Genomic DNA, 21,348 nt, shown 5'->3' on the forward strand with positions numbered 1-21,348 from the left:
GCGGCTCAGGTACGGGGGCGTTCGAGAATGCGTGACATCACCAGCGAGCTGCGGGTGCGCCCGACGCGCGCGTTCTCCCTGATCCGTTCGACCGTCACTTCGATCTCGGCCATATCGGTGGCCATCACGTGCACGAGCGCGTCGGCCTCGCCCGCGATGGTCCACACTCCGACGACCTGCGGGATCGGTTCGAGGGTGCGGCGTAGCTCGGCCGGTGAGATGTTGTCGCGGTAGTAGACCTCGACATACGCCTCGGTCGTCCAGCCGAGCGCGGCCGGGTTGACCTGGGCGGTGAACCCGGTGATCTGCCCGCTCGCGACCATCTTGTCCACCCGCCGCTTCACCGCGGGCGCGGACAATCCGACCACCGAACCGATCTCCTGGAACGAGGCGCGGGCGTGGATGAGCAGCTCCGCGAGAATTCGCCGATCGATATCGTCCACGTCGACCCTTCGCTTCCATTCGCAACGATTCCCCATTCTTACACCGAAATGCGCAACGAATCGGTGTTCCCTGCGCAATGGAGCGGCAATTACGGTCGTGGAAACCGTCCGCGCTGCCGCCAGGAGTCCTGATGACCGCCGCTAGCCCCCTTCGCGTCTCCGCACCGGCACGGACCGCGTCACCGCGCCGCTATGTGCTGTGCCGCCCCGACCATTTCGAGGTCACCTACGCGATCAACCCGTGGATGGATCCGGCCGCCCCCGTCGACCGGGCGCGCGCGCTCGCCCAGTGGGAGATCCTGCGCGCGAGCCTGGAAGCCCACGGGCACACGGTGGAAACGGTGCCGGGCGAGCCCGGTTTGCCGGATATGGTTTTCGCCGCCAACAGCGGCATCGTGATCGGTGGGCACGCACTCTCCGCTAGATTCGCTCACCCTGAACGTGCCGACGAGGGCCCCGCTTTCCATCAGTGGTTCGCCGCCAGGGAACTGCGCGAGCTGGCCGCTGCGGCCGAAATCAACGAGGGGGAGGGCGATTTCGCGTTCGCCGGACAGCGCATTCTGGCCGGTGTCGGATTCCGTTGTTCGTTGTCCGCGCATGCGGAGGTCGAGCGGTATTTCGAGGTGCCGGTGGTGTCGCTCGAGTTGGTCGACCCGCGCTTCTATCACCTCGACACCGCGCTGATGGTCCTCGACGACACCACCATCGCCTACTATCCGGCCGCGTTCAGCCCCGCCGCTCGCGAAGTACTGACCGCGCTCTACCCGGACGCGATCCTCGCCGACGACAACGACGCGCTCTCCTTCGGTTTGAACGGCCTCAGCGACGGCGAACACGTCTTCCTCGATCCCGGCGCCACCGGGCTCATCGCGCAGCTGCGCGAGCGCGGGTTCGTTCCCGTCCCGGTCGACATGTCCGAACTGCGCAAGGGTGGCGGCGGCGTGAAGTGCTGCGTACTCGAGCTGCACAGCCGCCGCGACACGACCGTCGGGTAGCCGAGGACGGCACACCCTGCTCTACGGGTTCGTGCCGCGGATGATGGGGGAGTCGCCGAGCAGCGTCGCGATGCCGCCGCAGCCGAGTGAGAGCGAACCACTGCGCGCTGATCGGGGCCGTCGCGGCGGGGCCTGGGCCGAGTTACGCGTGCCCGCCGGTCTGCGACCGTCGGTGACGGACACGCGTAACTCGGTGGGGCCTCACTCGTATTCGGTGCCGCCGTCGCGCAGCAGGTACGCGGCGGAGACGATCTTGCCGATCGCCCGGCCGCCGAGAATCGGCGACTGCCGTTCGGTGGCAGGCCGCACCACGAGGCCCTCGCGGATATTGGTGCCCGCGCCGCTGACGGTTTCGGCGCCCTCGGCCAATTCCAGCAGCAACTCCGCGTCGTAGGCGCCCTCGAAGAGGACCGGCACGCGCGGCAGGGCGAGGCCGAGGTCGTGGAGCAGGGCGCTGATCTCGTGATGGCCGAGCCAGCGAGCCGGCGCTGTGCCCGCATCCACCGCGATATCGAACAGTCCGAAGCCGAGCGAGGAGTCTTGGGCGGCGGACGCGCCGTAGTGCAGGTCCTGTACGCCCGCGCCGTACACCTCACCGAACAGACCGACGCGGTCCGCGTCGAGCGCGGCGGCAAGCTTGCGAGCGGCCTCATCGAGCCCGTGGGCGCGAACGGCGCGCCAGTACAGGTTGCCATCGGCCTCGGTCAGCGACAGCGACCGGCCACCGACGCCCTTGGACGACACCAGGATTCGGTCACCGTCACGCACGTAGGTGAGCAGGCAGGCGGTGCCGTGGATCTTCTCCGTCGCCACCACCGGCTCCCCGGCCGTGAAGATATCAGGAAACCGTTTGATGTTCTCGACATCGACCCACCGCAGCAGATCCGGCGCCGACTCGACCTGCCCCGACATCGAGACCGGCACCGGCGGAACCCATTTCACGACTCCGAGCGACTCGGCGAAATCGGTCCCCGCTGCGGCGGCCTCGGCGAGATCCACGCCGCCCAGCGCGGTCGGCGTGCACACGATGCCCTGCGATACCTCACCACGCAAACGCACCGCCTTCACCCGATTGCGCTGCGAGCCCGCGAGTTTCCCGGTCAAGCCGAGCTCAGCGATCAGCTCCTCGGGTAGCACCGACTGTTCCGGAATGTAGACCGCGTGATCCCCCGTCGAGAACTGACCCTTCGCGACCACCGCCCGGTACAACCCGACCTGGGCCAACTCGAGCCGATCGGCATTCGGATGCGGAACAACGACGAGCCGCTCGGCCGTCACCTGCAGTGTGGACATGGGAACCCCCTCATAGTGAGAAGGCAAGGGTACGAGATGTTTCCGGCATCGTCGATCGAGTTTCGTTCGGCCGCCGACGCGGATCAGGGAGCGGTCGTCGCCTCGTCGATATCGATGCGATAGCCGTGGTCGGTGGCGACGACATCGGTGACGGGTCCGCGTGGACGGCCGCAGCGGCGGTCGCACCCCGACCAGTGCTGGCGACCTGTCACGGTGACGGCGTCGGCCGCAACCAGTTCGTTCCGCACCGGCTGCTCGGAAGCCTCAGGCGCGGTGACGTTCTCGGCGGGCAGCACGTTCCCCGGATCGGTGGGTGCGGTGGTGCTCTCGGCCGACCGCACGGTGACTGCTGAGGCGTCGGCCCGATCGGGAAGGACACGGTCGGATTCGACGGCGGCGGCCAGGTCGGCCCGGACATCGGTGCGTGACTTCGCGCAACCGGGGCGCCCGGCGCAGGCGCTGACCTGCAGCCACGGGGAATTCGCGTCGAAGATCAGGCCCATCGGCGCGAGCACTCGCACCACCGTTTCGGCGGGTCCCTCGTCCAGGTCGGTGATCACCAGGCTGCGCCACGGGGTGACGAAGACGGGTCGTTCGACAGCGGCCAGGAATTCGGCCGTTCTGGCCGACAAGGTGCCGAGCGGTATCCCCGCGCCGAGTGTGACGAGGCCGTTCTCCTGGTCGAGCCATCCGATCGGAACAGCGTGTGTCGCACCGAGTTCGAGAGGTGCACCGACGGGGGAGCGGTCCAATGTCCGCACCACCGATTCGACCCCGCCCGGAATTTCGTGCAGTCGCCACTGTCCGGAATCGCTGGTTCCCCGTAGATCGAGAAAGCCGCGCGCCGCGTCGAGCATCACGTCGATCGCCTCGCCCGCGGTGACCCGAATTCCGGTGTCGGCGCCCGCCAGCAGCAGGGCGAACTCGTCGTCGCCCACCGCGTGAACGCCGATGTCGCCGTGCAGCGTGCTCACATCGCCGCGTCCGTCGTCGAGGGTGAACAGCACTCGTCCCGGCAGCTCCGCCAGCAGCGGATCGCCGCGCAATCCGGCGTCGAGGTCGACCGCGAGCCCGTGTACGTCCGCGAAACCGCCGACGCGCCCGGACAGTGGGGAGGCCACGATATTGCGCACCCGTTCATGGGTCCGGCTCGGCAACAGTCCCGCCGCCCCCAGGCGTTGCGCGAGTTCGGAGGCGTCACGCACCTGCCGCAGCTGAATGTTGCCCCGCGAGGTCAGCTCGAGATTCCCGTTGCCGAGATCGCGTGCCGCATCGGCCAGCGCCTGCAACTGCGCCGATTCCAACCGCCCGCCCGGCACACGAATCCGCGCCAGCGGCCCGTCGGCCGCCTGATGCAACCGCAGAACCCCTGGACAAGAATCGGGCGCACTCCTGGTCATGATGCTCCAGCCTACGACGCGCCGACTGCGCCCCGAACCCCGCCGTGATCGGCCCAGGGCGGTCCCCGCCCACTCCGGCGAGCGGTCGACCAGCTGCGGCCTGCCTTGCCGGCGCGACGGCGCAGACTCGCGTGACGGTGCGGTTCGGGGGTATTCGCCTAGGGTGAGTGGCGGATCCTTCGCCAGCCGAGCACTGACAGGAGAGCCGCCACATGCTGCGTGAATTCGTGGACAAGCGTGTTGTTCCCGCACTCGACCGGGTCGCGCAGGCGCAGGCACCGGTGGTGAATCGTTACGTCGACTGGTTGGGCCACCGACATCCCGAGGATGCGCCGGTGGAGATCGTGCAGCGGCTGTCACGCCAGTACCTGGTGGTCGTCACCGCCAGCGGCGTCACCGTCGGGCTCACCGCCGCGGTCCCCGGGGTGGGCACCCTGCTCGGTCTGGCCGCGACCGGTGTGGACACCCTCGTGTTCCTCGAGGCGTCGTCGGCGCTGTCGGTCGGTGCGGCCGCGGCGTACGGTCTCGATCCCGACGACCCGAGGCTGGCGCAGCTGGTGTCGAAGGTGGTGCTCGGCGAAGGTGGCACGAAGGTGCTCGAGGAGACCGCGGGCCACAAGAAGGGCCAGTGGCTCTCGGTCGTCACCGACCACATTCCCGGCCTGGCGAGCATGCCCGACTCCCCGGCTAAGCGTTTCATCGTCAACTACCTGGTCAAACGCACGCTGCTGCTGTTCGGCACGCTGATCCCCGCGGGTATCGGTGCGGTCATCGGCGGCGTCGGCAACAACGCCCTCGGCCAACTGGTGATCGCGAACGTGTACCGCAATCTCGGCACCGGCTCCCCGGAGATGGTCGCCGCGGGCACCGGCCGGCCGACGACTTGACCTTCGAGTCACTCGAACCCCGATCATGAAACGGTGCCCGACACCGAGCTGATCACCATCGGAGCTTTCGCCCGCACCTGCGGCCTGAGCGCCAGTGCCCTGCGTTTTTACGCGGACGCAGGCATCCTCGTCCCCGCCGTCGTCGACGACATCACCGGCTACCGCTACTACGCCCCCGAACAGACCGACACCGCCCGCCTGATCCGGCACCTGCGCGCCGTCGACATGCCGCTACCGGCTGTCGCCGCCGTCCTCGCCGACCCAGCCGATGCGGCCGACCTGGTAGACGAGCACCTGGCCGCCATGGACCGTCGCTCGGCCGAGATTCGCACCGCCACGATCGCGGCCCGCGCGGCCATGCGAGTTCACCCGGAATCGCCGAACACCCACGACTCGGTAGACCGGGAAGATCCTCAGCACTCGCCGACCCGAGGCGAGGCATCCGACGCCCTATGGATGAGCGGACCCGCGCTCGCGGCCGCGGTCGACCAAGTCGCGACCGCCACTCTCACCGATCCGACCATGCGGGTACTGGACACGATTCTCTTCGAAGTGGACGCGCAGGAGCTGACGCTCACCGCAACCGACCGCTACCGATTGGCGACCCGCACGCTACACACGACAGGCAAGGCCGCACGGTCATGGACAGCCACCATCGACGCCGCCGACCTTCGATCGGCCGTGTCCTGGCTGCGCCGACAGTATTCCGTGGCTATCGTCGCGACCGCATCAGGTATCGAATTCACCACGGCCGCTGAGGATTCCGGCGGCAACCGGCGTACCGCCGCGCGAGGCCGCGGCGAACGGCCCGGCGACAGGGATCTCGACGCACACGCCGACCGCGTCGACGGCGATGTCGGGCACGGAGCGTCGGGCGTTCGGCTCGGCCAGAAAACCGATGCTGCCCGCCGCCACTGCCGCCGTTCGACCGAGGACTTCCCCGACTATCGAGAAATGCTGGCGGCACTGCCACCGGTCAGCACAAGAGTTGTGCTCGCCCGTGCGGATCTGCTCCATTCGCTGGAAAACGCAGGTTCATCCACGGTGGCGCTCCATGTGTACCCACCGAACGCGGTGTCCATCACAGCCGGCGGCACCCCCGCACGGCTCGCCACCACCGCGGAGACGCCGGACAGACCTGCGAACGCCGAGCCTGCCACGCCCGAGGCCGACCACAGCTGCGTCACTCGACGATCTCTCGCCGCCGAGATCACCGGCCCCTCGATGACCATCCACTTCGCCGTCACCACCCTCTACCCCGCCATCGCAGGCGCGGTCGGCGCCGACGTGATGCTCGACCTCATCGCCCCGGACATGCCCGTGCTGGTCCGTTCCGCCGACGACGGCGACCTGTCGACCCTGGTCATGCCGCGCAAACCCGAACCCACCGAGGAGACCTCCCGATGACCACCGCCGACCCGATCATGACCCGAATCACCCAGGGCGTCACCGACTTCCGGACCGGCGACGCCGATGGTGCCCGCACCACCCTGCTCGAGGTCTGGGCCGACATCGGTCCCGCCGGTGACCCGCTGCACCGATGCGCCCTCGCCCACTACCTGGCCGACGTCTACGACGACCCGGCCGAAGCCCTGGTCTGGGACGTCCGCGCCCTCGACGCCGCCGACGCCCTCACCGACACCCGCCTCAACGACTATCACGCGGGCCTCCAGGTCGCCGGCTTCTACCCCTCCCTGCACCTGAACCTCGCCGACAACTTCCGCCGCCTCGGTGCCTTCCCGGCTGCAACCCGCCACCTCGAAGAGGCCCGCGAACGCCTCGATATCCTCCCGGACGACGACTACGGCGCGCTGATCCGACGCATCGTTCCCGAGATCGCCCTGGCGATCGCGTCCAACGACACCACCCGCCGCCCCACCCCTTGACGACGTCGACCACCCACACGCGCCGCAGGTGGTCGGCGAACGCGTACATCTGGTCGGACACCGACTTCGGCGGCGGCTGTTCGGTCGAGTCGATCATGATCGGCAGCGTCGAGGCGGTCGCCCCGATCGCTGAACACCGCCGCGCAGCGCCGCCGCAGATCAAGATCATCAAGCAATGGTGCAGGAGCGCTCTCGGGTGATGCCCGCGCCATTGCCTGCTGATCGATTGTCCAGCGGTGGGGAGCGGGCTGGAAAGTTGCGGGCGAGGCGGGCCCAGTAGCATCGTCTTGCTCGGCGGGCGACGAGGAAACCGGTGGAAATCCGGTGCGGTCGCGCCACTGTGAACAGCCAGACCCTCTCCGGCGAGCACCGCAACTCCCCGATGGGCGCGTAACCCGAGGAAGGTCTCACCCTGTGATCCTGCTGCTGTCCACCTCCGACACCGACCTGCTGAGCGCTCGCGCGAGCGGCGCCGAGTACCGCTGGGGCAACCCCGCCCGGCTGCTGGTGGAGGATCTGCCGGGACTGCTCGACGGCGCCGACCTGGTGATCGTGCGGATCCTCGGCGGCAAGCGCGCGTGGGAAGAGGGCCTCGACGCGATTCGGGCGAGCGGGGTGCCGATGGTGGCGCTGGGCGGCGAGATCGCGCCCGATGCCGAGCTGATGGAATGCTCGACGGTGCCGGTCGGTGTCGCGGCCGATGCGCACAACTATCTCGCCGCGGGCGGGGCCGAGAACCTGCTCCAGTTGCACAATTTCCTGTCCGACACGGTGTTGCTGACCGGACACGGTTTCGAACCGCCCGCGCAACTGCCCACCTGGGGCGAGCTCGACCGGTCCCCGCGAATCCTCGAACCGCACGCCCCGACCGTCGCCGTCGTCTACTACCGCGCCCAGCACCTGGCGGGCAACACCGCCTACGTCGAGGCGCTGTGCAAGGCGATCGAGGCCAAGGGCGCCCGGCCGCTGCCGGTCTACGCCGCCTCGCTGCGCACCGCCGAACCCGAACTCCTCACCCTGCTCGGCCGTGCCGACGCCCTCGTGGTGACCGTCCTCGCGGCGGGTGGCAGCAAGCCCGCGACCGCGTCGGCCGGTGGTGACGACGAAGCCTGGGATGTGGCCGCGCTCGCCGCCCTCGACGTGCCGATCCTGCAGGGCCTGTGCCTGACCAGTGGCCGCGCGCAGTGGGAGGCCAACGACGACGGCCTGTCGCCGCTCGATGTGGCGACGCAGGTCGCGGTGCCCGAATTCGACGGCCGGATCATCACGGTGCCGTTCTCCTTCAAGGAATTCGACGCAGACGGGCTGTCGGCGTATGTCCCCGATCCCGAACGCTGCGCCCGCGTGGCGGGGATCGCCGTGCGCCACGCCCGCTTGCGCCACATCCCGGCCGCCGACAAGCGGATCGCGATCATGCTCTCGGCCTATCCGACCAAGCACGCCCGCATCGGCAATGCCGTCGGCCTCGACACCCCAGCGAGTGCGATCCGTCTGCTCACGGAATTGCGTACCGCCGGTTACGATCTCGGTGATATCGACGAGATCCCCGGCCTGGTGGAACGCGACGGCGACGCGCTGATCCACGCGCTGATCGCCGCGGGCGGTCAGGATCCGGAGTGGTTGAGCGCGGAACAGTTGGAGGGCAACCCGATTCGCATCGGTGCCACCACCTACACCCGCTGGTTCGAATCCCTGCCCGCGGACCTGGGCGAGGCTGTCGTCGAGGCGTGGGGGCCGGCGCCGGGCGAACTCTACGTCGACCGATCGGCCGATCCCAAGGGTGAGATCGTCATCGCCGCACTGCGGTTCGGCAATGTGGTGCTCATGGTGCAGCCGCCTCGCGGGTTCGGCGAGAACCCCGTGGCGATCTACCACGATCCCGATCTGCCGCCCAGCCACCACTATCTCGCCGCCTACCGCTGGCTGTCCGCGCCCGACGGTTTCGGCGCGGACGCGATGGTGCACCTGGGTAAGCACGGCAACCTGGAGTGGCTGCCCGGCAAGACCCTCGGCATGTCCGCCTCCTGCGGCACCGACGCGGCGCTGGGCGACCTGCCGCTGATCTACCCGTTCCTGGTCAACGATCCGGGCGAGGGCACCCAGGCCAAGCGGCGCGCCCACGCCACCCTCGTCGACCACCTGATCCCGCCGATGGCGCGCGCCGAAACCTACGGCGACATCTCTCGTTTGGAGCAGTTGCTCGACGAGCACGCCAATATCTCCGCCCTCGACCCGGCCAAACTGCCCGCCATCCGCCAGCAGATCTGGACCCTGATGCGCGCGGCCAAGATGGACCACGACCTCGGCCTCGCCGAACGTCCCGAGGAAGACGTCTTCGACGACATGCTCCTGCACGTCGACGGCTGGCTGTGCGAGATCAAGGACGTCCAGATCCGCGACGGCCTGCACATCCTCGGGCAGGCGCCCGAGGGTGACATGGAACTCGACCTGGTGCTGGCCATGCTGCGCGCCCGCCAACTGTGGGGCGGCGAACAGAACGTGCCCGGTCTGCGCGAAGCCTTGGGTCTCAGTGAGGCCGGCGACGAATCCCGCGAACGCGTGGACACCGCAGAGGGTCGCGCCCGCGATCTCCTCGCCGCGTTGCAGGCAACGGACTGGTCGGCGGACGCCGTCGACACCGTCGTCGACGACCATGCCGCCGCGATTCTCGCTGGGGGAGTGGGGAATCCGACCACGGCCGACGCGACTGCCGCAGCAGGCTCCGAGCGCACCTTCTCGTCCGACGAGGTCGCGCGCCTGGACGCGGTGACGACCGTCTTGCGGTTCGCCGCGACCGAGGTCGTGCCCCGCCTGCGCGAAACCCGCATCGAGATCGCCCGCGTCCTGCACGCTCTCAACGGCGGTTTCATCCCAGCGGGCCCCAGCGGATCCCCGCTGCGCGGCCTGATCAACGTGCTGCCGACCGGCCGCAACTTCTACTCCGTCGACCCCAAGGCCGTCCCCTCGCGGCTGGCCTGGGAGACCGGTCAGGCGATGGCGGAATCGCTGCTCGCCCGATACCTGGCCGATCACGGCGAGTACCCGAAGTCGGTCGGGCTGTCGGTGTGGGGCACTTCGGCGATGCGCACCTCCGGCGACGACATCGCGGAAGTCTTCGCGCTGCTGGGCGTTCGGCCGGTGTGGGACGAGGCGAGCCGCCGCGTCACCGCGCTCGAGGTGATCTCCCTCGACGAACTCGCCCGCCCGCGCATCGACGTCACCGTCCGCATCTCCGGCTTCTTCCGCGACGCGTTCCCGCACGTGCTCGCCCTGCTCGACGACGCGGTCCGCCTGGTCGCCGACCTCGACGAGCCCGCCGAGTCGAATTACGTTCGCGCGCACGCCCAGTCGGACCTCGCCGAACACGGCGACACCCGTCGCGCCACCACCCGCATCTTCGGCTCCAAGCCGGGTACCTACGGCGCCGGTCTGCTGCAGCTCATCGACTCCAAGAGCTGGCGCACCGACGACGACCTCGCGCAGGTCTACACCACCTGGGGCGGCTACGCCTACGGCCGCGACCTCGACGGCGCCCCCGCCGCCGACGACATGCGCACCGCCTACAAGCGCATCGCGGTCGCCGCCAAGAACACCGACACCCGCGAACACGACATCGCCGACTCCGACGACTACTTCCAGTACCACGGCGGCATGGTCGCGACCGTCCGCGCGCTGACCGGCAAGAACCCCGAGGCCTACATCGGCGACTCCACCCGCCCCGATGCCGTGCGCACCCGCACATTGTCGGAGGAGACCGCTCGCGTCTTCCGCGCCCGCGTGGTGAACCCGCGCTGGCTCGAGGCGATGCGCCGCCACGGGTACAAGGGCGCGTTCGAGATGGCGGCCACCGTCGACTACCTGTTCGGTTATGACGCGACCACCAATGTCGTCGCCGACTGGATGTACGAGAAGCTGTCGGAGAGTTACGTTTTCGACGATGTGAACCGCAAGTTCATGGAGCAGTCGAACCCCTGGGCGCTGCACGGCATCGCCGAACGGCTCCTGGAAGCGGCCGAGCGCAAGCTCTGGGAGCACCCCGAGCAGGAGACGCTGGACAAGCTGCGCCAGGTCTACCTGGAAACCGAGGGTGAGCTGGAGTGACTCGACTTGCCGCAAAACTGCAACACGTTCTAGTGTGAGGAATGGTGTGTTGGCGCGATCCCGCCCAGCACACGCAGCGAAAGGGTCACGATGAGTATCTCCCTGGGTTACTTCACGCATGCGGACGGCGTCTTCGCGCCGATGCGGTACTCGCTGAGCCTGTGGTCGCCCAGCACACTGTCCGGTCCGCCGGTGTGCGGGTTGATGGCGCGCGAAGTGGAAGCGGGCTATTGCGCAGACGGGTTCAGCCCGGCGCGATTGACCGTCGACCTGCACCGTCCGGTACCCGCCGTGCCGCTGACGGTCGCCAGCGAACTGGTGCGTGACGGCAAACGGGTCCGTTCGGTGGCGATCGTCGTGCGCGCCGACGGCGAGATCGTCGCCCGTGGCAGCGCGCTCCTGCTCAAACGTTCGACCCAACCGCCGGGCGATGTCTGGCGCCCCGATCGGGATCGGCCGCTGCCCCCGCCCACTGTGCTGGCCACCATCGACGAGGCGATGCACCTGTTCGGCAGTGACGGGCAGGGCTGGTCGGCGAATATGACCGAACACCAGAACGACACTCGCAAACGTAAGTGGATGCGCAATATCCCGGTCGTCGTGGGGGAGCGGTCGTCCCCGTTCTGCTACGCCGCGATGACCGGCGAGCAGACCAGTCTGGTCACCAACTGGGGCACCGAGGGCATCGGTTTCATCAATACCGATGTGTCGATCACGTTCTCGCGCATGCCCGTCGGCCACGACATGGGTATCGAGGCGGAGAGTCACCTCAGCGACGACGGGATCGCGGCCGGTGCCGCGGTGCTCTACGACGAGCAGGGCGCGTTCGGTATCTGCACGACCACCGCGCTGGCCAACGAACGCAGACAGATCCGCGGCGCCGTCATCGACGAGCTGTCGGAGTCGTTCGCGGCGGACGCGCTCAGGCAGCCGCAAGTCCGGTGAATGCCCTGTTCCTGGTCACCTCGGCGCGGAAATCAATGTCACGATGAGTTCGTCGGCGATCGACTCCGCCTTCACCATGCCCGTGCCCAGGTACAGGGTCGCCGCGCGAGGGCGGCCGTCGGCCAGTGGCACCACCGAGACCGCGTCGACGCGGCGGCCCGCGAGCTCGTCGTAGGGTGCCTCGTCGGTGACGTCGAACGCGGTGTATTTGCCGGAGTTGGCGACGTACTCGATGTTCACGGGGTCGACCAGTGGCTCGAACGGGTCCCGCCACGGCGCCCCGCCGATGCGCAGTTCCGCACCGTCGACACCGGCGTCGAGGAGCAGGGTCGAACCGTTGTGGAAGGTGAATTCGATCGGGCCCTCGGTGCGGTCGATCTCGTCGCCCAGGACATAGAACATCCGGCGGACGGCGATGATGGTCCCGTCGACCGCGGCATTGAGCGCGGTGCGGCCGTGCTCGTCGGTGTCGGACATAGGTTTCCTCTGCAGCGGTCGATGCCGGGCGGATGAAACATCATGTCGCCGCGCGCCCACCGCGCGCAACTCGGCCCCGGCGTGTTCGTCCCGCGCACAACGCGGCGCCGCCCCACTCGTAAAGTGGATCCATGGTGGATATCGACACCACCGACGCGGTGGAACGCGCGGCGGAGCTGCTGAGCGGGCGCCGCACCGTGGTGATCTCCGGTGCGGGGCTGAGCACCGACAGCGGTATTCCCGACTACCGCGGGCCCCAGTCGCCGCCACGTAACCCGATGACCTATCAGCAGTTCGTCGGCGACCCGGTGTTCCGGCAACGGTATTGGGCACGCAACCACATCGGCTGGCGGCGCATGGACGCCGCCCGGCCCAACCCCGGTCATCGCGCCGTCGCGCGGCTGGAGCGGGCAGGCGTGGTGTCGGGAGTGATCACCCAGAACGTGGACCTGCTGCACATGAAGGCGGGGGCGCGCCGGGTGATCGATCTGCACGGAACTTACGCGCGAGTGCGCTGTCTGGACTGCGCGAAGCTGATCTCGCGGATGACGCTCGCGCAACACCTCGAAGCCGCCAATCCCGGTTTCGCGGAAAATGTTTCGGCGCGGGCTTCGGGTATCGAAGTGGCACCCGACGCGGACGCCGTGGTGACCGATACCGACCGATTCCGGATGGTCGACTGCATGGCGTGCGGTGGAATGCTCAAACCCGACATCGTGTATTTCGGTGAGAATGTGCCCCCCGACCGGGTGGAAGCCGCTTTCGGCATGGTCGAACAAGCACAGGCGATACTGGTGGCCGGTTCCTCGCTGACGGTGATGTCGGGCCTGCGCTTCGTGCGCAGAGCAGCGAAAAACGGTGTGCCAGTGGTGATCGTGAATCGCGGACGCACCCGCGGCGACGAACTCGCCACCCTCCGAATCGACGCGGGTTGCTCGGAAACATTGGGCGCGCTGGCCGAACTCGGCTGCTGAATTCACGCCCGCCGAACTGACAGTCCCGAGCGCCGGAACCTATCGTTTCCCAGTGAAATGATCGATAACTTGATCCCTCGATGACGGCGACGGATCCGGCGTGGGTAAGCTCTGCGCACCAGTGCATGAAGAGTTCCACCCGCGGCGCAAAGTTTTCCTCGCAGCGGGGTTGTCGGCCCTCGTGTGGGCCGAATGATCGACCCCCACTTGCCAGCCGATCAGAACCAGGGCTTCTCCATGACCGATACCGTCGTTGCCGAATCACGCCTCACGCACCGCCAGACACTCACGATTCTGTCCGGCCTGCTACTAGGGGTGTTCCTCGCCGCGCTCGACCAGAACATCGTCAGCGTCGCGATCGTGCGAATCGCGAACAGTCTCGACGGGTTCGACGAACAGGCATGGGCGACAACGGCATACCTGATCACCGCCACCGTCACCACGCCGCTCTACGGCAAACTGGCCGACATCTACGGGCGTAAGCCGTTCTATCTGCTGGCGATAGCCCTGTTCGTCATCGGCTCGGCGGCCTGCTGCTTCGCGACCACCATGTACCAGCTGGCCGGCTGCCGCGCCTTCCAGGGTTTGGGCGCGGGTGGGTTGATGTCGCTGGCGTTCACCATCGTCGGTGACATCGTGCCCCCGCGCGAACGGGTCCGCTACCAGGGGTATTTCCTCATGGTGTTCGGCATCGCGACGGTGCTCGGTCCGATGGTCGGCGGTTTCCTGTCCGATTACGAGAGCCTCGGTGGCATCGAGGGCTGGCGCTGGGTGTTCCTGGTGAACGTGCCGGTCGGAATTCTGGCGTTCCTCGTGGTCGCGAAGGTGCTGAACGTGGCGCACACGCGCCGCCGCAGCCGGATCGACTGGTTGGGCGCGATCACGCTCATCGTGGGTGTGGTGCCGCTGCTGATCGTGGCCGAGCAGGGGCGCGTCTGGGGTTGGACCGAGCCGAAATCGCTACTCTGCTACGGCATCTGCGCGGGCGGTCTGCTGCTGTTCGTCCTGGTCGAATTCCTGATGAAGGACTCGGCGCTGATCCCGCTGCGGCTGTTCCGCAGTTCCACGTTCAGCGTCGCGATCCTCGGTGGGTTCCTCGTGGGCGTCGCGATGTTCGGCGCGATCACGATGGTGCCCCAGTACCTCCAGGTCGTGCGTGGTTTCTCGCCGACCGAGGCGGGGCTGCTGATGATGCCGCTGGTACTCGGGATCATGGTGGGCGCGCAGATATCCGGGCTGATCACCAAAGCCACCGGACGCTACAAAGTGCTGCCGGTGCTCGGTGCGCTGATCCTGGCGATCGGGTGCGCCCTGTTCGCCCGGATCACCTACAACGGTCCGCTGTGGCAGCCACTCGCCTACAGCGCGATCATGGGTTTCGGACTCGGCTGCTGCATGCAGACGCTGATCATCGCCGCGCAGAACGCGGTGGGGCGCACCGAAATGGGCGTGTCGACCGCGGCGGCGACGTTCTTCCGTCAGCTCGGCGGGACACTCGGTGTCGCGGTGTTCCTCACGGTGCTGTTCGACCGGCTGCCCGGTTCGATCCTGGAATCTTTCGGTGGGAGCCTGCCGCCCGGTTTCGACGGGGCGCGGCTCGAGGGCCTGCTGAGCAATACCAGTGGCATCGCCACACTGCCCGACGAGTTGCGGATCCCGATCCTCGAGGGATTCACCGACTCGATGCACAGCGTGTTCCTCCTCGCCGCCGATCTCGCCATCGTGGCCTGCCTGGTGCTGGTGTTCATGAAAGAGATTCCGCTGCAGGAGGATCCGGCGCCCGAGGAGCAAGCCGATGCCACCGCGCTGCGCGATGTGAGCCTGCACGACGCGCACGAGATGGCCGGGAAATTGCACCCCGTCGCGACCGGTCGGGTGATCGCGGGACTGCTGCGCCGCGACGACGCCCGCCCGGTGCCCGCCGCCACGCTCACCCTGATCGACCAGCACGGGCATCAGGTGGCCCGCGGCAACGGCGACGCCGACGGCGCGTACGTGATCGAGGCGCCGCGACCGGGCAACTATGTGCTCATCGCCGCCGCGGCCGGTCATCAGCCCGAGGCGGTGAGCGTGTCGATCGGGGAGCGCGCCCAGCACGTCGACCTGATGCTGACCGGCGCGGGCGAACTCACCGGGATCGTGCGGTCGGCGCGCCGCGGCGAACCGCTCTGGGGTGCCACGGTCACCCTGACCGACCCCGAGGGCGAGGTGGTCGGCGCGGCGATCACCGGCGAGGACGGCACGTACGTGTGCCGCGACGTCGTCAGCGGCACGTACACCCTGGTCGCGGTGGCCGACCACATGCGTCCGTCGGCGGTCGCGCTGACCGTGCCGGAGACGGGCTCGCTGCATCGCGATATCGCCCTCGAACCGATGGCCATTCTCCTCGGCTCGGCCTGGGTGGACGGTGACCGTCCCGTCCCCGATGTGCAGATCACCCTCCTGGATTCGGGTGGCGATCCGGCGGCGACGGCCCGGACCGACGAGAAGGGGCAGTACCTGGTCCCGGATCTGCCGGAAGGGGAGTACACGGTGGTCGCGCGCGGCTACCCACCGGTCGCGAGTCAGGTATCGGTGACTCGTGGCGAGATCATCCACGACGTGACGCTGGGGTACGAGAACGAGGAGTCGATGAACCGCCGGTAGCCGGGTCGAGGTCGACGCGCGCCCGCGGAACTCGTCGGCGCGCTGGATGAACAGATCGCGCTGGTGGCCGTGCGGCCGATCAGGCGGACTCGGCGACCTGCTCGTCTCGGTAGGACTCGGCCAGTTCGGCCAGGGGGATCGAGAGGGCCTCGGCGAGGCCGACGACGGTGCCGAATGCGGGTGAGGGCAGTCGGCCCGACTCGATCTTGCGCAGCGTCTCCGGGGAAATGCCTGCTCGCAGGGCCACCTCGGCGAGGTCGCGATCGCCGCGCGCCGTACGGAGCCGGCGGCCCAGTCGGCGGCCTGCTTCGACCTGCGCGGGACTGAGCGGGAGACGGACCATGCGACCGATGGTATGTCCTCGCGAACGCGTTGGCCAAGTTGAGTAGGTATCTCCGTTTCCGCCTCGCGCGGTCGATGGCGGTGGTAGGTGTCAGGGGAGGACATCGAGGTTCGAAAGGTATGGGCATGACACGACGGTTCGAGGGCAAGGTCGCTTTCATCACGGGAGCGGCGCGCGGGCAGGGCAGGGCGGAGGCGGTGCGTTTCGCCGAGGAAGGTGCCGACGTGATCGCGATCGACATCTGCGCCGAGTTCGCCAGCACTTCGTACGAGGGTGCCACGGAGGCGGACCTGGCCGAGACCGTGAAGCTGGTCGAAGCGGCAGGCGGCAAGATTGTCGCCAGCAAGGTCGACGTTCGCGATTTCGACGCGCTCTCGGCGGCGCTGACAGCGGGCATCGAGCAGCTGGGCAGGCTCGATGTGGTCGTGGCCAACGCGGGAATCTGTTCGGCGGCGATGTCGTGGGAGATCACCGCCGAGCAGTGGCAGGAGACGATCGACGTCAACCTCACCGGCGTCTTTCATACGGCGAAAGCCGCTGTGCCACACCTGATCGCGCAGAACGAAGGCGGCGCGATGGTGTTCACCAGTTCGGTGGGCGGACTCAAGGGCATCCCGTTCACCGGTCACTACGTCGCGACCAAACACGCGATCACGGGGCTGGCCAAGACGATGGCCAACGAGCTCGGCGGGTACGCGATCCGGGTGAACACGGTGCACCCGGCGGGCGTGGAGAGCGGTATGCAGATCCACGAGATGGGACCGCTGTTCGAGAAGTACGGGAGCACCCTGGCGCCCATCTTCATGAACGCGCTGCCCAGCCACATCTGCCAGCCGGAGGAGATCGCGGCGACCGTCGCGTGGCTGTGCTCGGACGAGGCGGGCAAGATCACCGGCGCGCAGATCCCCGTGGATATGGGCAACCTGAACCGCTGAAATTGGTATTTTTATACCGGCACGGCTAGTGTCGGTATGAAAATACCAAGTGGAGGCGTGATGGTGGAGTTGAAATCACCCGCGGAGATCGAGCGCATGCGGGTGACCGGCCGGTTCGTCGCCGACGTGCTGGCCGGGGTGCGCGACCGCGCGGCGGTCGGGGTGAACCTGCTCGAGCTGGAAGCGTATGTGCGGGAACGGATTCGCGAGCGCGGGGCGGTGTCGTGCTATTGGGACTACTCGCCGTCGTTCGGGCGCGGGCCGTTCCGCAATACGGTGTGTCTGGCGGTGAACGATGCTGTGCTGCACGGGCTTCCGCACGACTATGTGCTGTGTGACGGGGACCTGCTGACAGCGGATCTGGCCGTGTCGATCGACGGCTGGGTCGCCGACTCGGCGATCTCGTTCATCGTCGGTACCCCGGCGCCCGCGGATGAGCGACTCGTGCGGGCCACCGAGGAGGCCTTGGCTGCCGGAATCGCGGCCGCGCAACCGGACAACCGCATCGGTGACATCTCCGCCGCGATCGCGAATGTCGCCCGCGGGTACGGCTATCCGGTCAACACCGAGTTCGGTGGGCACGGACTGGGGCGGACGATGCACGAGGATCCGCACATCGCCAACGATGGCAGGGCCGGCCGCGGGTTCCGGCTGCGGCCCGGTCTCACGGTGGCGATCGAGCCGTGGTTCGCGGCGAGCACCGCGAAGGTCTACACCGACGCCGACGGGTGGACCATCCGCTCCGCCGACGGCTCCCGCTGCGCGCACAGTGAGCACACGATCGCCGTCACCGCCGACGGTCCGCGGGTTCTCACTTCACAAGACTGACCGGTCGGCTCCGTGCGTGCGAATTCTGTGTTGCCGCAAGCCGATTCGGATTCCGCCGATCCGGTGTGATACGGCATAGCCATAGCGCATCATGGGAGGTACGGGCTGATCTCGGGGTAGGTCGGGTCAGCAAGTCGGAGGGAAATCCCATGATGTTCAAGCAGTTGCTGGCTGCGTGCGTGCTCACTGTCGCGGCGACCGGCATCGCCGCCGCCACCGCCAATGGCGCCCCACTCGCCGGACCGTCGGTCGGGGGCGTCGACGGGGCCGTTGCCTATACGGCCGCGGTCGCACACGACGGTTCGCAGGCGTCCGTCGAACTCACGGCGGGCACCTTCGAGCTCACGCCCGAAGCAGGCGTCGCCGTCCTGGCACCCAACGGCCAGCGCGTCGGCTTCATCCCGACGACCGTGCACACGGTTGCCGGTCCTGCCATCACCGTGGTCCCGCAGCTCGACGCCGCGGCCACCACCCTCACTCTCACCCCCGTCGGCGCGCCGATCGCGAACCCCGCGGCATTGCAGAACATCGATCAGACCGGCAATATCGTCGCCGGCATCGCCATCGGCTGTGTCATCGGTGCCCTCATCGGCCTGATCTTCCTGCTCGTCAGCGCCATCCCCGGTTGCATCATCGGGGCGGTGATCGGCGGCATCATCGGCTCGAACCAGTAGATCGATCCGTTGTGGTGGGAGCTGAAAAGGCGCCCACCACAACGGTATTGCCCCCTCGCGCGGTCCCTCACCCTCGAGTTCCCACATCAGGTCTCGGCGCGGCACCACTCTGATCAGCGAGGGCGGTCCGATCGCCGCGGTCGGGTCTGTCGGCGTCACGCGTCGGTCGTGATGTTGGTTCGGGTAGCGCCCGCGACGGCACGCAGGTAGCGGTTGGCCAGTGCGTGAATCAGCTCGACCAACTCCGGTGGATCACCGACAGTGAATTCGATGCCGTGCATGCCCAGCTGTCCGATGTTGAGCGCCAGCGCTTCCGGGGTATCCGCGCCGGTGCGCAGCACACAGGTCGTGTCGTCGATCGCTTCGATGGTGCCCGCGGCCGGGGGGATGCGGGCGCTGAGGAAATCGGCGGGTGCGTGCACGGTCACCGATGCCCGCAAGCGCCAGGCCGCCGCGGATACGCCGCGGGTCACCCGGTCGGTCATGTCGTGCGGCAGTTCACGGGGAGCGAATCGCGGCCCGGTCGGAGTTTTCGGCGTGATGCGGTCCACCCGGAAGGTGCGCCAGTCGTCCCGGTCGATATCGAACGCGACCAGATACCAGCGTCGCCCCCAGTTGACCAGCCGGTAGGGCTCGACCACCCGCGAGCTGTCGCCGCGGTTGTGGTCGCGGTAGTCGAATCGGAGCCGCTCGTGATCACGGCACGCGGCCGCGATCACGGTCAATGTCTCGGCGTCGACACGCGGACCTGTGCCGTCCCCCGGCACTACGACGGTATATGCCTGCAACGCGTTGACCCTGCGCCGCAACCGATTCGGCAGCACCTGCTCGAGTTTGGTGAGGGCCCGCAATGCGGTCTCCTCGACTCCGGCGATGCCGCCCCCGGCGGCGGTGCGCAGGCCGACGGTCACCGCGACGGCCTCCTCGTCGTCGAGTAGCAGCGGCGGCAGGCTGGCGCCCGCGCCGAGTCGGTAGCCGCCCGCCGTTCCCCTGGTCGCGTGCACCGGGTAACCGAGGTGACGCAGCCGTTCGATGTCGTTGCGCACCGTCCGGGTGCTGACCTGCAGCCGATCGGCCAGGGTCGCGCCGTTCCAGTCGCCCGGGATCTGCAAGAGCGACAGCAGCCGCAGCAGTCGCGCCGAGGTCTCCAACATTTCTTCAGTCTGCCATGCCATTGAGGAACGAAGTGTTCCTAAATACCTCCTAGGTTTCTGGACATGACATTGACGACCACCTCGATCACGCCCTTCCGCATCGATATCCCGCAGGCGGACCTCGACGATCTCCAGGATCGGCTGGCGCGGACGCGCTGGGCAGGCGAACTGGCTCTCGAGACCGAGGGGCAGGTCCAGACCGGGCCGGTCCCGCCGGGGTGGGAGTACGGAGTCCCGCTCGACTATGTGCAGCGGCTGACCGCCTACTGGCGCGATGAATACGACTGGCGCGCATGGGAAGCCAAGCTCAATGCGTATCCGCAGTTCACCACCGAGATCGACGGCCAGCTCATCCATTTCCTGCACGTGCGCTCGCCGGAGGTCGATGCCACCCCGCTGATCCTCACTCACGGGTGGCCGAGCTCGGTGTTCGAGTACCTCGATCTGATCGGTCCGCTCACCGATCCCCGTGCCAACGGCGGGAACCCAGCGCAGGCATTCCACCTGGTGATCCCTTCGCTGCCCGGTTTCGGCTTCTCCGGAGCCACTCGGGAGCAGGGCTGGAACCGCTACCGCACCGCCGCGGCCTGGGCAGAGCTGATGAGCCGTCTGGGCTACGACCGCTACGGCGCCCACGGCAACGACGTCGGTTCGCACGTCTCGCCCGAAGTGGGTCGAATCGACCCCGACCATGTGATCGGGGTACATGTGACCCAACTGTTCTCCTTCCCTTCCGGCGACCCCGCGGAGCTGGCCGACCTGACCGAGGAGGACCAGCGATACGTGCAGCATCTGAAGTACTTCAACGACAACATGTCCGGATATGCCAGGCTGCAGGAGACCGCGCCCCAGAACCTCGCGCACGCGCTGGCGGATTCACCCACCGGGCAACTCGCCTGGACCGCGCAACTGCTGGCCGCGCTCGACGATGATCATGTTCTGACCAACGCGACGCTGTACTGGCTGACCAACACCGCGGCTTCGGCAGCGCGGTTCTACTACGAGGACCACCACGCCCAGCACCCGACCGAACCGACCACCGCTCCCACGGGACTGGCCAGCTTCGCCTACGACTTCACCCCGCTGCGCCGGTTCGCCGAACGCGATCACCGCAATATCGTGTCCTGGAACGAGTTCGACCGGGGCAGTCACTGGGCGACCCAGGACGCACCCGAGTTGTTGATCGCCGACATTCGCCAATTCTTCGGTGCGCTGAAGTAGGCAGCGCCGAAGCACTGTCTCCGAGTGGGGGGGGGGGGGGGGGCCCCCCCCCCCCCCCCCCCGGGAGGAGTGAGTGAAGGAAAATACCGGGGTCGCCAGGTGTAAAAAACAAAAAGACATCACACGACCAAACCAACGAGGAGTTT

General features: G+C 67.9%; 18 protein-coding genes and 1 riboswitch. Of the genes, 12 read left to right on the forward strand and 6 right to left on the reverse strand.

The window, feature by feature from the left end:
• Positions 1-5 precede the first annotated feature (5 nt).
• The gene (locus ACFXKN_RS31435) at positions 6-479 is read right to left on the reverse strand and encodes an Lrp/AsnC family transcriptional regulator (RefSeq protein WP_378951946.1); all 474 of its coding nucleotides are present in this window, start codon (positions 477-479) and stop codon (positions 6-8) included.
• 95 nt (positions 480-574) lie between these two features.
• On the opposite strand from ACFXKN_RS31435, the gene ddaH reads away from it, so the two are divergent.
• Positions 575-1,438, forward strand: coding sequence for a dimethylargininase (gene ddaH / locus ACFXKN_RS31440; protein WP_378951943.1), 864 nt, complete (start codon positions 575-577; stop codon positions 1,436-1,438).
• Between the two features lie 201 nt (positions 1,439-1,639).
• Here the strand turns inward: ddaH and ACFXKN_RS31445 are convergent, their stop codons facing one another.
• Positions 1,640-2,731, reverse strand: coding sequence for an RNA ligase (ATP) (locus tag ACFXKN_RS31445; RefSeq protein ID WP_378951940.1), 1,092 nt, complete (start codon positions 2,729-2,731; stop codon positions 1,640-1,642).
• 83 nt (positions 2,732-2,814) lie between these two features.
• Positions 2,815-4,131 (reverse strand): precorrin-3B synthase, encoded by a 1,317-nt coding sequence (cobG, locus tag ACFXKN_RS31450; protein ID WP_378951937.1) that lies wholly within the window; start codon positions 4,129-4,131, stop codon positions 2,815-2,817.
• A 212-nt stretch (positions 4,132-4,343) separates the two neighbouring features.
• On the opposite strand from cobG, the gene ACFXKN_RS31455 reads away from it, so the two are divergent.
• The 5 genes from ACFXKN_RS31455 (at position 4,344) to ACFXKN_RS31475 (ending at position 11,950) form a co-directional block, all read left to right on the forward strand.
• Entirely contained in the window at positions 4,344-5,018 is a 675-nt protein-coding gene (locus ACFXKN_RS31455) for a hypothetical protein (protein ID WP_378951934.1), read from the forward strand.
• A 33-nt stretch (positions 5,019-5,051) separates the two neighbouring features.
• A complete protein-coding gene (locus ACFXKN_RS31460; RefSeq protein ID WP_378951931.1) occupies positions 5,052-6,425 on the forward strand; it encodes a MerR family transcriptional regulator in 1,374 nt (457 codons plus the stop codon).
• Positions 6,422-6,904 (forward strand): hypothetical protein, encoded by a 483-nt coding sequence (locus ACFXKN_RS31465; RefSeq protein WP_378951928.1) that lies wholly within the window; start codon positions 6,422-6,424, stop codon positions 6,902-6,904. The genes ACFXKN_RS31460 and ACFXKN_RS31465 overlap by 4 nt, the downstream gene beginning before the upstream one ends.
• Before the next feature lie 251 nt (positions 6,905-7,155).
• A riboswitch (cobalamin riboswitch) is annotated at positions 7,156-7,283 on the forward strand.
• A 35-nt stretch (positions 7,284-7,318) separates the two neighbouring features.
• Positions 7,319-11,005 (forward strand): cobaltochelatase subunit CobN, encoded by a 3,687-nt coding sequence (gene cobN, locus ACFXKN_RS31470; protein ID WP_378951924.1) that lies wholly within the window; start codon positions 7,319-7,321, stop codon positions 11,003-11,005.
• Between the two features lie 90 nt (positions 11,006-11,095).
• Positions 11,096-11,950, forward strand: a complete 855-nt coding sequence (locus ACFXKN_RS31475) for an acyl-CoA thioesterase domain-containing protein (protein ID WP_378951921.1) — start codon at positions 11,096-11,098, stop codon at positions 11,948-11,950.
• Between the two features lie 15 nt (positions 11,951-11,965).
• On the opposite strand, the gene ACFXKN_RS31480 is transcribed toward ACFXKN_RS31475, so the two are convergent.
• Positions 11,966-12,427 (reverse strand): hypothetical protein, encoded by a 462-nt coding sequence (locus ACFXKN_RS31480; protein ID WP_378951918.1) that lies wholly within the window; start codon positions 12,425-12,427, stop codon positions 11,966-11,968.
• A 131-nt stretch (positions 12,428-12,558) separates the two neighbouring features.
• Here ACFXKN_RS31480 and ACFXKN_RS31485 point away from each other — a divergent pair, with 131 nt between their 5' ends.
• Positions 12,559-13,401: an NAD-dependent protein deacetylase gene (locus ACFXKN_RS31485; RefSeq protein WP_379434441.1), complete on the forward strand. Its 843-nt coding sequence runs from the start codon at positions 12,559-12,561 to the stop codon at positions 13,399-13,401.
• 237 nt (positions 13,402-13,638) lie between these two features.
• Positions 13,639-16,047 carry an MFS transporter gene (locus ACFXKN_RS31490; RefSeq protein ID WP_379434443.1) on the forward strand — a complete coding sequence of 803 codons (2,409 nt, stop codon included), beginning with the start codon at positions 13,639-13,641 and terminating at the stop codon, positions 16,045-16,047.
• Positions 16,048-16,126: 79 nt separating this feature from the next.
• Here the strand turns inward: ACFXKN_RS31490 and ACFXKN_RS31495 are convergent, their stop codons facing one another.
• Positions 16,127-16,390 (reverse strand): helix-turn-helix domain-containing protein, encoded by a 264-nt coding sequence (locus tag ACFXKN_RS31495; protein ID WP_056809815.1) that lies wholly within the window; start codon positions 16,388-16,390, stop codon positions 16,127-16,129.
• Positions 16,391-16,509: 119 nt separating this feature from the next.
• On the opposite strand from ACFXKN_RS31495, the gene ACFXKN_RS31500 reads away from it, so the two are divergent.
• The 3 genes from ACFXKN_RS31500 to ACFXKN_RS31510 all read left to right on the forward strand — a co-directional run bounded on the left by ACFXKN_RS31500 (position 16,510) and on the right by ACFXKN_RS31510 (position 18,827).
• Positions 16,510-17,325 (forward strand): mycofactocin-coupled SDR family oxidoreductase, encoded by an 816-nt coding sequence (locus ACFXKN_RS31500; protein WP_378951909.1) that lies wholly within the window; start codon positions 16,510-16,512, stop codon positions 17,323-17,325.
• 60 nt (positions 17,326-17,385) lie between these two features.
• Entirely contained in the window at positions 17,386-18,153 is a 768-nt protein-coding gene (gene map / locus ACFXKN_RS31505; RefSeq protein ID WP_378951906.1) for a type I methionyl aminopeptidase, read from the forward strand.
• Between the two features lie 149 nt (positions 18,154-18,302).
• Positions 18,303-18,827, forward strand: coding sequence for a hypothetical protein (locus ACFXKN_RS31510; protein ID WP_378951903.1), 525 nt, complete (start codon positions 18,303-18,305; stop codon positions 18,825-18,827).
• Between the two features lie 155 nt (positions 18,828-18,982).
• Here the strand turns inward: ACFXKN_RS31510 and ACFXKN_RS31515 are convergent, their stop codons facing one another.
• Positions 18,983-19,981 (reverse strand): helix-turn-helix transcriptional regulator, encoded by a 999-nt coding sequence (locus ACFXKN_RS31515; protein WP_379434446.1) that lies wholly within the window; start codon positions 19,979-19,981, stop codon positions 18,983-18,985.
• Positions 19,982-20,044: 63 nt separating this feature from the next.
• On the opposite strand from ACFXKN_RS31515, the gene ACFXKN_RS31520 reads away from it, so the two are divergent.
• Positions 20,045-21,202 (forward strand): epoxide hydrolase family protein, encoded by a 1,158-nt coding sequence (locus tag ACFXKN_RS31520; RefSeq protein ID WP_378951897.1) that lies wholly within the window; start codon positions 20,045-20,047, stop codon positions 21,200-21,202.
• Positions 21,203-21,348: the final 146 nt, after the last annotated feature.

Source organism: Nocardia sp. NPDC059195, assembly GCF_042754695.1.
Lineage (GTDB): Bacteria > Actinomycetota > Actinomycetes > Mycobacteriales > Mycobacteriaceae > Nocardia.

Excerpts from the sequence above, each read along its gene's own strand:
- ACFXKN_RS31435 (WP_378951946.1), bottom strand. The coding sequence starts at position 479 with ATGGGGAATCGTTGCGAATGGAAGCGAAGGGTCGACGTGGACGATATC.
- ddaH (WP_378951943.1), top strand. The coding sequence starts at position 575 with ATGACCGCCGCTAGCCCCCTTCGCGTCTCCGCACCGGCACGGACCGCG.
- ACFXKN_RS31445 (WP_378951940.1), bottom strand. The coding sequence starts at position 2,731 with ATGTCCACACTGCAGGTGACGGCCGAGCGGCTCGTCGTTGTTCCGCAT.
- cobG (WP_378951937.1), bottom strand. The coding sequence starts at position 4,131 with ATGACCAGGAGTGCGCCCGATTCTTGTCCAGGGGTTCTGCGGTTGCAT.
- ACFXKN_RS31455 (WP_378951934.1), top strand. The coding sequence starts at position 4,344 with ATGCTGCGTGAATTCGTGGACAAGCGTGTTGTTCCCGCACTCGACCGG.
- ACFXKN_RS31465 (WP_378951928.1), top strand. The coding sequence starts at position 6,422 with ATGACCACCGCCGACCCGATCATGACCCGAATCACCCAGGGCGTCACC.
- ACFXKN_RS31475 (WP_378951921.1), top strand. The coding sequence starts at position 11,096 with ATGAGTATCTCCCTGGGTTACTTCACGCATGCGGACGGCGTCTTCGCG.
- ACFXKN_RS31480 (WP_378951918.1), bottom strand. The coding sequence starts at position 12,427 with ATGTCCGACACCGACGAGCACGGCCGCACCGCGCTCAATGCCGCGGTC.
- ACFXKN_RS31485 (WP_379434441.1), top strand. The coding sequence starts at position 12,559 with ATGGTGGATATCGACACCACCGACGCGGTGGAACGCGCGGCGGAGCTG.
- ACFXKN_RS31490 (WP_379434443.1), top strand. The coding sequence starts at position 13,639 with ATGACCGATACCGTCGTTGCCGAATCACGCCTCACGCACCGCCAGACA.
- ACFXKN_RS31495 (WP_056809815.1), bottom strand. The coding sequence starts at position 16,390 with ATGGTCCGTCTCCCGCTCAGTCCCGCGCAGGTCGAAGCAGGCCGCCGA.
- ACFXKN_RS31500 (WP_378951909.1), top strand. The coding sequence starts at position 16,510 with ATGGGCATGACACGACGGTTCGAGGGCAAGGTCGCTTTCATCACGGGA.
- map (WP_378951906.1), top strand. The coding sequence starts at position 17,386 with ATGGTGGAGTTGAAATCACCCGCGGAGATCGAGCGCATGCGGGTGACC.
- ACFXKN_RS31510 (WP_378951903.1), top strand. The coding sequence starts at position 18,303 with ATGATGTTCAAGCAGTTGCTGGCTGCGTGCGTGCTCACTGTCGCGGCG.
- ACFXKN_RS31515 (WP_379434446.1), bottom strand. The coding sequence starts at position 19,981 with ATGTTGGAGACCTCGGCGCGACTGCTGCGGCTGCTGTCGCTCTTGCAG.
- ACFXKN_RS31520 (WP_378951897.1), top strand. The coding sequence starts at position 20,045 with ATGACATTGACGACCACCTCGATCACGCCCTTCCGCATCGATATCCCG.